The organism is Candidatus Salinivivens marinus (assembly GCF_965655845.1).
GTDB classification, from domain to species: domain Bacteria; phylum Pseudomonadota; class Alphaproteobacteria; order Rhodobacterales; family Rhodobacteraceae; genus Salinivivens; species Salinivivens marinus.
This window is the reverse complement of record NZ_CBFHHX010000007.1, coordinates 59,203-70,277: the sequence shown is the minus strand read 5'-3', so window position 1 is coordinate 70,277 and position 11,075 is coordinate 59,203. Positions and strand designations below refer to the sequence as shown.

The 11,075-nt window shown below is 40.5% G+C and carries 9 protein-coding genes; all 9 read left to right on the top strand.

Features of this window, described 5'->3' with window-relative positions; translation table 11 throughout:
• The first annotated feature begins 18 nt into the window (after positions 1–18).
• Genes xdhA through ACTF5Q_RS07780 form a run of 9 tightly spaced genes read left to right on the top strand, consistent with a single transcriptional unit; the run spans position 19 to position 11,001 of the window.
• Complete coding sequence (xdhA, locus tag ACTF5Q_RS07820; protein ID WP_438954068.1) at positions 19–1,380, top strand: xanthine dehydrogenase small subunit; 1,362 nt, start codon at positions 19–21, stop codon at positions 1,378–1,380.
• Complete coding sequence (xdhB, locus tag ACTF5Q_RS07815) at positions 1,377–3,677, top strand: xanthine dehydrogenase molybdopterin binding subunit (protein WP_438954067.1); 2,301 nt, start codon at positions 1,377–1,379, stop codon at positions 3,675–3,677. Before xdhA ends, xdhB begins: the two co-directional genes overlap by 4 nt.
• Positions 3,667–4,623: a xanthine dehydrogenase accessory protein XdhC gene (xdhC, locus tag ACTF5Q_RS07810; RefSeq protein ID WP_438954066.1), complete on the top strand. Its 957-nt coding sequence runs from the start codon at positions 3,667–3,669 to the stop codon at positions 4,621–4,623. Before xdhB ends, xdhC begins: the two co-directional genes overlap by 11 nt.
• Complete coding sequence (locus ACTF5Q_RS07805; protein WP_438954065.1) at positions 4,604–6,121, top strand: ABC transporter ATP-binding protein; 1,518 nt, start codon at positions 4,604–4,606, stop codon at positions 6,119–6,121. The genes xdhC and ACTF5Q_RS07805 overlap by 20 nt, the downstream gene beginning before the upstream one ends.
• A complete protein-coding gene (locus tag ACTF5Q_RS07800) occupies positions 6,114–7,193 on the top strand; it encodes an ABC transporter permease (protein WP_438954064.1) in 1,080 nt (359 codons plus the stop codon). Before ACTF5Q_RS07805 ends, ACTF5Q_RS07800 begins: the two co-directional genes overlap by 8 nt.
• On the top strand, positions 7,193–8,116 hold the full coding sequence (locus ACTF5Q_RS07795; protein WP_438954063.1) for an ABC transporter permease: 924 nt from the start codon (positions 7,193–7,195) through the stop codon (positions 8,114–8,116). The genes ACTF5Q_RS07800 and ACTF5Q_RS07795 overlap by 1 nt, the downstream gene beginning before the upstream one ends.
• Before the next feature lie 27 nt (positions 8,117–8,143).
• Complete coding sequence (locus ACTF5Q_RS07790) at positions 8,144–9,214, top strand: BMP family ABC transporter substrate-binding protein (protein ID WP_153692550.1); 1,071 nt, start codon at positions 8,144–8,146, stop codon at positions 9,212–9,214.
• A 60-nt stretch (positions 9,215–9,274) separates the two neighbouring features.
• On the top strand, positions 9,275–10,348 hold the full coding sequence (locus ACTF5Q_RS07785; RefSeq protein WP_438954062.1) for an NAD(P)/FAD-dependent oxidoreductase: 1,074 nt from the start codon (positions 9,275–9,277) through the stop codon (positions 10,346–10,348).
• Positions 10,348–11,001 (top strand): DUF938 domain-containing protein, encoded by a 654-nt coding sequence (locus ACTF5Q_RS07780; RefSeq protein ID WP_438954061.1) that lies wholly within the window; start codon positions 10,348–10,350, stop codon positions 10,999–11,001. Before ACTF5Q_RS07785 ends, ACTF5Q_RS07780 begins: the two co-directional genes overlap by 1 nt.
• Positions 11,002–11,075 lie beyond the last annotated feature (74 nt).

Here is an 11,075-nt window from a genome sequence, read left to right as displayed (position 1 = left end):
AGGCGGTAGGTATTCTGGATGGATATCAGGTTTCTTCTTAATGGGGAGCCAGTCGCTTTAACTGAGGTTGATGCGACTAAAACTCTGCTAGATTGGTTAAGAATTGACAATCAGCTTACTGGAACGAAAGAAGGCTGTAATGAAGGCGACTGTGGAGCTTGCACTATTATCATTATAGATAAAGAAAAGGCAATCAAACCTCTAAATTCATGTATTCTATTTCTTCCTCAGCTTGATGGTAAAGCAGTTCGAACTGTAGAGGGAATTAAACACCATAAAGTACAAGAAAAAATGGTTGAGTTCCATGGCTCACAATGTGGATTTTGCACTCCAGGTTTTATTACCTCTATGGTTGCTGCAAATATTAACAGAGACAAGGATCACGAAACAACCCTAGCTGGCAATCTTTGCCGATGTACTGGCTATGAACCAATTATTAAAGCAGCTAGCGCGGCTGAAAATGAAAAAAAGCCAAGCTGGGTTGAAGAAGATTTTCAGAAACTAGCCGAACTTCGAAAATCAGAATCCAAAAAATTACCAAAATCTAAAAAAGAGTTGGCGGAAATATTACAGAGCGAGCCAAATACTCAGTTAATTGCCGGGGCAACTGACGTTGGATTATGGGTGAATAAAGAATTTCAAAAATTCACAAATATTGCTTTTTTAAATCAGGTATCTGATTTTTGTAATATTGAAGAACTACCAGACGCATGGCAAATTGGAGCAGGAGTTAGTATCGAAAAACTGCGTAAGTGGGCTTTCGTCGAAGCACCATCTTTTGCAGAATTGCTTACCAGATATGGCTCTACACAGGTTAGAAATGCTGCGACTTTGGGAGGAAACATAGCAAATGGCTCACCGATAGGCGATAGTGCCCCAGCATTGATAGCTATGGAAACTGAACTCATCCTAAGGAGTGCAAAAGGACAGCGAAAAATAAAGTTAGAAAACTTTTTTCTTGATTATAAAAAACAGGATCTGAGAGAAGGTGAGTTTTTAGAGTACCTGATTATTCCTAAAACAAATACGACGACAAAATGTTATAAAATTAGCAAGCGCTTTGATCAAGATATATCGTCTGTCTGCGGTTGTTTTAATATCATTTTAAATGATGGTTTGCTAAAAAAATGCGTGATTGCTTTTGGAGGCATGGCTGGAATACCGAGGAGGGCTTTCCATTTAGAAAGTAAATTACTAAATCAACCATGGGAAGAAGGAGTATTACGGGCAAGCAGCGATAGTTTGAAAAAAGATTTTACTCCATTGTCCGACCTGCGGAGCTCTTCTGAATACCGCCAAACTTCAGCTCACAATTTATTACTTCGCTGTTATTATGAGACGATTGGCTCAAATACAAATGTTCAAAAGGTGGAACCATGAGTATGAATAAAGCCATACCTCATGACTCAGCGAAGTTGCATGTTACTGGTGAAGCTCGCTATGTTGACGATATTCCACTTCCAGCAAAAATCTTACATCTTGCTTTTGGCCTATCCAGCATAGCCAAAGGTCAAATAAAGTCGATTGATCTCTCGGCTGTTAGAGAAGCACCTGGAGTTGTAGATATTATACTCTCAAAAGACCTTCCATTTGGAAATGATGTTGCTCCAAATGCACATGACGAACCTTTGCTAGCCGATGTATCTGTAAATTTTATTGGCCAACCAATTTTTATAGTGGCTGCGAATTCACATATGCAGGCACGATATGCTTCAACTTTAGCCGTCATTGAATATGCTGAAGAGCAACCAGTCATAAGCATTGAGCAAGCTATTAAGTTGGATAGTCGCTTCGAGGAAGGTCCAAGAGTCTATAATAAGGGTGACGTTATATCAGCATTTAAGAGTTCACCAATGACCATTGAAGGCACCCTTGAATTAGGTGGGCAAGAACACTTTTACCTTGAAGGTCAAGCAGCTATAGCGTCCCCACAAGACGATGGTGAAATGGTAATTTATAGTTCCACCCAGCATCCCACAGAAATTCAGCACAAAGTTGCTGAAACGTTGGGCCTAGACATGAACCTCATTAAAGTTGAAGTCCGCCGAATGGGAGGTGGCTTTGGTGGCAAAGAAAGCCAAGGAAATGCCCTAGCATGTGCTTGCGCGATCGCAGCAGTGCGAAATAATTCAACTGCAAAAATGCGATACGACCGCGATGATGATATGAAAATCACCGGCAAACGCCATGATTTTCGAATAGAATACACAGCTGGCTTTGATGAGTTAGGCATTATAAAAGCACTTGATGTTAAACATTATGTTCGCTGTGGATGGTCACAAGATCTATCTCTGCCAGTTGCCGATAGAGCTATGCTGCATGCTGACAATTGTTATCACATTCCAAACTTTAGGGTGGAAAGCCACCGATTAAGAACCAATACCCAAAGTGCAACTGCATTCAGAGGTTTTGGCGGTCCACAAGGTATGATCGGCATGGAAAATATAATCGATCACATAGCCTTTTCACTTAATTTGGATCCTGGTTTAGTAAGAAAGCACAATTTCTACACCAGTGAAAAGAAAATCAAAGATGGGATTAAACCCCAAACGTCTCATTATGGTATGGAAATTAAAGATTTCATAGTTCATGAAATGATGGATGAACTTTTAGAAAGCTCGGAATACTATACCCGTAAAACAAAAGTTACAGAGTGGAATAAAGAGAACAAAATCTTAAAAAGAGGTATAGCTTTCAATCCTGTTAAGTTTGGAATTTCTTTTACACTTACTCAACTTAATCAGGCAGGAGCATTAGTTCACGTTTATAATGATGGCTCTGTGAGAATTAATCATGGTGGCACCGAAATGGGTCAAGGCCTTTTCCAAAAAGTCGCTCAAGTAGCTGCACATATTTTCGGGATACCAATAAAAAAAGTGCAAATAACCGCCACTGATACCGCAAAAGTACCAAATACTTCGGCAACAGCAGCAAGCTCTGGAAGTGATCTGAATGGTATGGCAGTAAAAGAGGCCTGTGATATTATTTGTGCTAGGATTTCATCGTATTTAATAAAGAAATATCGACCAAATACAAATGATGTTAAATTTGAAGATGGAAGAGTGAGGGGTAGCAACTTCGATATATCTTTTGAGGATGCCGTATACGAAATATACACACAGCGTATTAGCCTCTCATCAACTGGGTTTTACAAAACACCTGATTTGCAGTGGGACAGAATCAAAGGGAAAGGTCGACCCTTCTACTATTTTGCTTATGGTGCCGCAGTCTCAGAAGTGGTTGTAGACACCTTAACAGGTGAATTCAAATTATTGAGAAGTGATATATTACACGATGCGGGAAATAGCTTAAATTCAGCAATCGATATCGGTCAAATTGAAGGTGGATTTATACAGGGTATGGGCTGGCTAACAACCGAAGAACTTGTTTGGGATGAAAGGGGCGAGTTAAAAACTCATGCACCATCAACTTATAAAATTCCTTGTGCATCTGATCGACCAAAAATTTTTAACGTAAGCCTGTTTGATAATTTGAATGTCGAAAACACAATTTACAAGTCAAAAGCAGTTGGAGAACCACCTTTTATGCTTGGTATTTCTGTATTCCTTGCTCTTAGAAATGCAGTGTCGGCTTGTGGCAATGAATGGCCAATCCTAAATGCTCCAGCAACACCTGAAAATATACTAAGGGCCGTCAGGCGTGTAAATGGCACTTGATTACAGCACCCTTAAAACTGTTATAGAAAACAACGGACCGGTGGCTAGAATCTTAATTCTGGAGACAAAAGGTTCTACTCCAAGGGGCCTTGGTACCGAAATGTATGTCTGGGCCAAAGGCACACATGGCACAATAGGAGGCGGCACTCTTGAATTCGAGGCGATAAAAGCTGCACGTGAAATTTTAGAAACAAAGAAGACAAAACTTAAGTCGTATCCGCTTGGCCCTGAATTAGGGCAGTGCTGCGGTGGTTTTGTAAAATTAGTAACCGAGTATTATGATGAAAAAGATGTTTCCAATTTGAAAGATCAGAACCTAAATGTAAGATCACTTTCGAGTACAACGGAGACTCCAAAAACGGTAGCACAGTTCGTCAGAAACTATAAAACAGAGACTATTGACTTTGACCACAAACTTTCCGAGGACTGGCTAATTGAGAAAGTTATTGCTGCGAAGATGCCGATATGGATATGGGGTGCTGGGCACGTAGGGTCTGCAATATTATCGCTTATGGCCCCTTTGCCAAACCTGGAAATTTATTGGCTAGATACAGAAAGTAGCAGGTTTCCAGACTTAGAACTCTCTAATGTCCACAAAATAATTTATGAAACACCAGAACAATTTATAAAGCGAGCGCAACCAAATGCTGAACATTTGATATTGACTTACTCACACAAAATCGACCTAGAGATCTGTGATAAGATTTTAAACCATGATTTTCAATGGGCTGGCTTAATTGGATCAAAAACAAAATTTACTCGTTTTAAAAAGAAACTTGTATCGTTTGGGCACAGCAAAGACAAAATTGACCGAATTCAATGTCCAATAGGATACAAAAAATATGGAAAGCATCCTCAACAAATCGCTCTGGGCGTTGTAGTAAATTGGATGGAAAGAAATCACCAGATGCAAAAGGGTTTAATTCTTGATCAAAAAATTGCTTGAGATCAATGGTATCTCAAAGACATATCCTGGCGTGATCGCCAACAGCGATATTTCTTTTGATATAAATTCTGGTGAAGTTCATGCCTTGCTGGGAGAGAACGGTGCGGGAAAATCTACGCTAGTAAAAATAATCTACGGGTTAGTGAAACCGGACAGTGGTAACTTGTTATTAAATGGAGTTCCTTTCAAACCAGTAACTCCCAGCGAAGCTCGGAAAGCTGGCATAGCAATGGTTTTTCAGCACTTTTCACTCTTTGAGGCATTGAGTGTTGCTGAAAATATCTCGTTAGGTATGGATAATCCCCCAAACCAAAGGGACTTGGGCAAAAAGATAAAATCGGTATCAGAGTCTTACGGACTGCCACTCGACCCAGCAAAGACAGTTGGTGAGCTGTCGGTTGGAGAGCGGCAAAGAGTAGAAATTATTCGCTGCCTATTACAAAATCCAAAGTTATTAGTGATGGACGAACCAACATCCGTTTTGACACCACAAGAAGTAGATATATTATTTAAAACTCTTCTAAAGTTAAGATCTGAGGGCACCTCCATTCTCTACATCAGTCATAAATTGGAAGAGATAAGAAAATTATGCGATACAGCGACAATTTTACGTCTCGGAAAAAAAGTTGATACCTGCACACCAGAGAAAACAAGCACAAAAAAATTAGCAGAAATGATGGTTGGCTCTACTATTAAAGCCCCAGAAAAATTAAATAAACCTGCTGGGCAGGTTATGCTAAATGTGGACAATATTTGCTGCGTTAGTAAGAGCCAGTTCGGGACTTCGCTTACCAATGTGACATTTGATTTGAGGCAAGGAGAAATACTTGGTATTGGCGGCGTTGCTGGTAACGGGCAAGATGAATTATTTGCGGTTTTGTCAGGTGAGCAATTCTCGCAGCATGGCAGCATCAGTTTTAATGAAATTAATATTACTAAATTCAATCCTAACCAACGAAGAAAAATAGGATTGCTTTCTGCACCAGAGGAGCGCCTAGGCCACGCCGCTGCGCCTAACATGAGCCTGATCGAAAATACATTAATTACTGCCGAAAATTCTCAAAATCTTGTCTCTCTTGGCTTCATTGATTGGAAGAAAAGTAAAGCCTTTGCGGAAAAAGTTATAAAAAAGTTTGATGTAAGAACTCCCGGCTCCCAAAATACCGCTAGATCACTTTCTGGAGGAAATTTGCAAAAATTTGTTATTGGCAGAGAAATTTTACAGAATCCGAGTGTATTTATTGTAAACCAACCAACATGGGGTGTAGATGCTGCTGCTGCATCTTCCATAAGGCAAGCGCTTTTGACGCTTTCAGAGAATGGTGCAGCAATTTTAGTTATTTCACAAGATCTAGATGAGCTATTGGAAATCAGTGATCAGTTTGCCGCCTTAAATGGTGGAGCTTTATCTAGGATAGAAAAAACGGCCGACCTGTCTATGGAACAAATTGGCCTCATGATGGGAGGGGCTAAAGACCTAGAAGCGCGCAATGTTTAAATTAGAAAAACGTCCCCAGCAGTCTCAAAAATGGATTTACTTATCTCCTTTCCTCGCAGTCTTAATTACAATGATTTCTGGAGGTATCCTATTTGCCGCATTAGGCGAAAACCCTTTCGAAGCAATACGCATTATCTTCTGGGATCCATTGTTTGATCCAAATTTTGCAAGTTACTCCCGCCCACAGTTACTCGTAAAAGCAGGCCCTTTAATCTTAATAGCTATTGGTCTCTCTTTTGGATTTAAGGCAGGTGTTTGGAATATAGGAGCCGAGGGTCAATATATACTGGGTGCTATTTTTGGAGCAAGTGTTGCGCTAGCTTTTTATCCTATGGAAAGTAAATTTATCTTTCCGTTGATGATCATCGCTGGTGCACTTGGCGGTTTCCTTTGGGGGTTGATCCCTGCGTTGCTAAAAGCAAAGCTCAATACCAATGAAATTTTAGTTTCACTGATGCTTGTGTATGTAGCTGAGTCAATACTCGCCTCTGTAAGTCAGGGCCTTTTAAAAAATCCTGATGGATATGGCTTTCCGGGGTCACGCAACTTACAAAATTATGAGAGTGCTGCCAATGTTGAAATCATCGCTAACTCAGGCATGCATTGGGGTGTTTTATTTGCTTTTATTACAGTAATTGTCTCCTACATCATTCTAACCAAACATATCCAAGGTTTTAATATTCAACTAACTGGGCAGGCACCTAGAGCCTCTAAATTTGCTGGAGTAAATCCAACTGCAAATATTGTCTTTTGTCTTGGCATCTCCGGGGCGCTTGCAGGTCTCGCCGGAATGTTTGAAGTATCTGGACCATCTGGGCAGATAACCATTGAATTTAATTCAGGCTATGGCTTTACCGCAATTATCGTCGCTTTTCTTGGGCGACTACATCCTATTGGTATATTTCTATCAGGCTTATTGATCGCGCTAACATATATCGGAGGTGAGTTAGCACAGTTAATGCTAGGTTTGCCTGGAGCGTCTATACAGTTATTTCAAGGAATGCTTCTGTTCTTCCTTCTCGCAACAGATCTGTTTGCAAATTATAAAGTTAAAATAGGAGCCGATAATTAATGGACTTTTCTAGTATCAATCCTGCTCTTCTAATAGCCTCCCTCATGGTATCCGCAACGCCCATCTTATTAGCAGCTATCGGGGAAGCAGTTGTAGAAAAATCTGGTGTATTAAATCTCGGTGTAGAAGGTATGATGATTGTTGGAGCAGTAGTAGGCTTTATCGTGGCGGTGAATACTGACACACCTCTATTAGGGTTTGTTTGTGCAGCCATTATATCAGGAATATTTTCAATCATATTCGGCATGCTCACTCAATATTTAAAATCTAACCAGGTAGCGACTGGCCTTGGCCTGACATTAGTAGGCTTAGGTTTATCTGCGTTATTGGGACGGCCCTATGAGGGCATGAAATCTCCAACTCTCAAGGCGCTGGAAATACCATTCTTTAGCGATATCCCTGTTTTAGGGAAAATGCTATTTTCACACGATTTAATGATTTATTTTTCTATTTTTTTAGTAACCTCGGTTTGGTGGTTTTTAAAATACACACACGCCGGAATGGTTTTGAGAGCGGTAGGTGAAAATCATGACGCTGCTCATGCGCTTGGATACAAGGTCGTTCGGGTAAGAATGCTTGCTATAATGTTTGGTGGTGCCACAAGTGGCTTAGGAGGCGCATATATTTCTCTGGCGAGAGTTCCACAATGGACCGAAGGAATGACTGCCGGTGCAGGATGGATTGCGTTAGCAATTGTAGTTTTTGCTAGCTGGAGACCATGGCGTGTTTTGTTTGGCGCCTATATTTTTGGCGGTGTGACAGTATTACAGCTAAATTTACAGGCGGCTGGAGCTTCTATACCTGTCGAGTACTTATCAATGTCACCGTATTTGATTACAATTGTAGTTCTTGTTATTATTTCATCACGGGGGAATCAGGGAGCGCCCGCATCCCTGGGACGACCATTTCACGCCTCTTCATGAGGCCTATTTCAATTTAGGGAGAGATATATGTACATAAAATCTGTAATAGCTGGCGCAATAGCTTCGCTCGGAGTTGCGGCAGCGGCTTTGGCTGCCGATGTCAAAGTAGGGTTTGTTTATGTGGGACCCGTTGGTGACTATGGATGGACATATGAGCATGATCAAGGCCGACTGGCAGTAGAAGAGCATTTCGGTGATAGAGTAGAAACTGTATACCAAGAATTGGTTCCAGAGGGTGCAGATTCAGAGAGAGTTATGACTCAAATGGCTCTACAGGGAGCAGATTTAATATTTACAACTTCATTTGGTTATATGGAACCAACGATAAACGTTGCAAAAAAATTTCCAGATGTAAAATTTGAACATGCCACTGGCTATATGCGAGCTGACAATGTTTCGACCTATTCGGCTCGGTTTTATGAAGGAAGAGCTATTCAAGGTCATATTGCAGGGAAGATGACCAAAACAAACAAAGTTGGTTATATCGGATCTTTTCCAATTCCAGAAGTTGTAAGAGGAATTAACTCTGCATTCATACATGCCAGGAAGGTTAACCCCGATGTCGAATTTAATATAGTTTGGATTTACACATGGTTTGATCCTGCAAAAGAAGCTGATGCTGCAACTGCTTTAATTGAACAAGGTTGCGATGTCGTATTACAGCATACTGACTCAACTGCACCACAAGCTGCTGCAGAAAAAGCAGGCGGCGTTATAACTTTTGGCCAAGCTTCGGACATGGCAATGTTCAAACCTATGCCGAGAGTTTCATCCATTATTGACGACTGGGCACCATACTATATTGCCAGAACACAGGCTGTCCTAGATGGAACTTGGACTTCAACTGATACCTGGGATGGTATCGGACCTGGCATGGTTGGAATTGGAGAAATTACTTCTGCCGTTCCAGCTGATGTAAAAGCGGAAGCACTAGCTATGAAAGATGCAATTGCCTCAGGAGATTATCATCCATTTACAGGACCAATTAATAAGCAAGACGGTTCGGTATGGCTAGCTGCGGGTGAAACTGCAGACGATGGAACTCTTTTGGGCATGAACTTTTATGTTGAAGGCATAAAGGGTGACGTTCCACAATAAAAAGATTAATCGCCCCCATAACTTTATGGGGGCTTTAAAACCACCGTTGGAACCAATCTAATGACAGATGTAGTAATAATCGGTGGAGGAATTGCCGGCATTGCTGCATGTGCCCAAATAGCACCCCATTTAAAGGTAACTTTATTAGAAGCAGAACCCGAGTTATGCTATCATTCATCGGGGAGGTCTGCTGCAACGTTTATCGAGGATTATGGTAACAGGGTCACAAAAGAGCTAAATATAGAAAGCTTGGCTTTTCTTAGAAGTGAAAGCAAAGACTTTTTAAAAAAGCGAGGCTTGTTATTAATTGGTAAATACGGTGAAGAGAAAGAATTTCAAACTGATGCCGGAGATCTAGGCTTAGCTCATATTTCATTCGACGAAGCTTTCCAACTGCTTCCTGCTCTAAAACAAGAAGGGATCACACGACAAGCCTACAGACCCGATGTTTACGATATTGATACAAACAAACTCTTTCAATATTACAGAAAAATTGCATTAGAAAATGGAGCTCAAATAAGAAAAAAGACAAAACTTATTAGTGCTTATCTTCAGAATAATAAATGGCAAATAAAAAGCTCAAATGGTGACCTATCGGCCAGCATATTGATAAATGCAGCTGGAGCTTGGGCCGATCAGGTTGCAGAGTTATGTGGAGTCTCAAAACTTAATATAATTCCTTACAAACGCTCTATCGCTAGAATGCAGGCACCAAAGGGAGTCGATGTGCAAAATTGGCCTATGCTCGATGGTGTTGGAGAGGCTTGGTATGCAAAACCCGATGCAGGAAATCTTATAGTATCACCCGCTGACAAGCAAATGGTCAGCGCTCACGACGCATGGGCAGATGATGAAACGTTAGCGGCTGGCATTCAGTCTTTTCAGGGCGTAGTAAATTTTCCAATCAACCGCATGCTATCTAACTGGGCTGGTTTGAGAAGCTTTGCTCCAGATGGAAATTTGGTGATAGGACCAGACAAAAATAACTCTTCTTTTTTCTGGTTTGCAGGTCAAGGAGGGTATGGTTTCCAAACAGCAGCAGCCGCAAGTCAGTTATTGTCCGATTTGTTACTGGAAGAAAACGTATCAGTTGATAGCAAAATACTTGAGGCCCTTTTACCAGGAAGATTTTAATGCCACTTCGGGAAAACTTACCACTAACAGCCAACCAGGCTGCAAATATTGAAGAAAAAAAATTATATTCAGATTCTGCTGCAAGAAATACTTCCGTCATACTGGAAGTTCTATCTCAATATCTGCCGCAGAAAGGAAAAGTCTTGGAGCTTGCAAGTGGTACTGGTCAGCACTGCACATACTTCGCTAAGACTTTTTATAATCTTGAATGGCAACCAAGTGATATTGATCCTAAGCGTTTAGATAGCATCAAGGCCTATATCCAAGAAATAGACCAAGCGAACATTAACACACCATTATTGCTTGATGTCACAGCCTCCGACTGGGCCAAAAAAATTAATGATTATGACGTAATAATCACGATTAATATCTTCCATCTTATAAGCAATAGAGAAATGAAAAATCTTATTCGCGAAAGTTCATTTGCGCTAAAAAAAAATGGCTATTTTATGATTTACGGCCCATTTATGAGAAGTGGTGAACTAACAAGCGATCAAGATTTTCAGTTTCACAACTCACTGATCAATTATGACCAAGAAATCGGGTATAAAGACGACTTTGATATACTTGATGAAATCGAAGAAAATAACCTATCTCCAGAAGCAGTTATTGAAATGCCTGCTAATAATTTGATGTTTATAGCAAAAAAATAGAACCAAAATAGAGCTTTGATTATTGAATTATAAAGTATTAGTGCATTACGATATTGTTAATCACACTATAAACT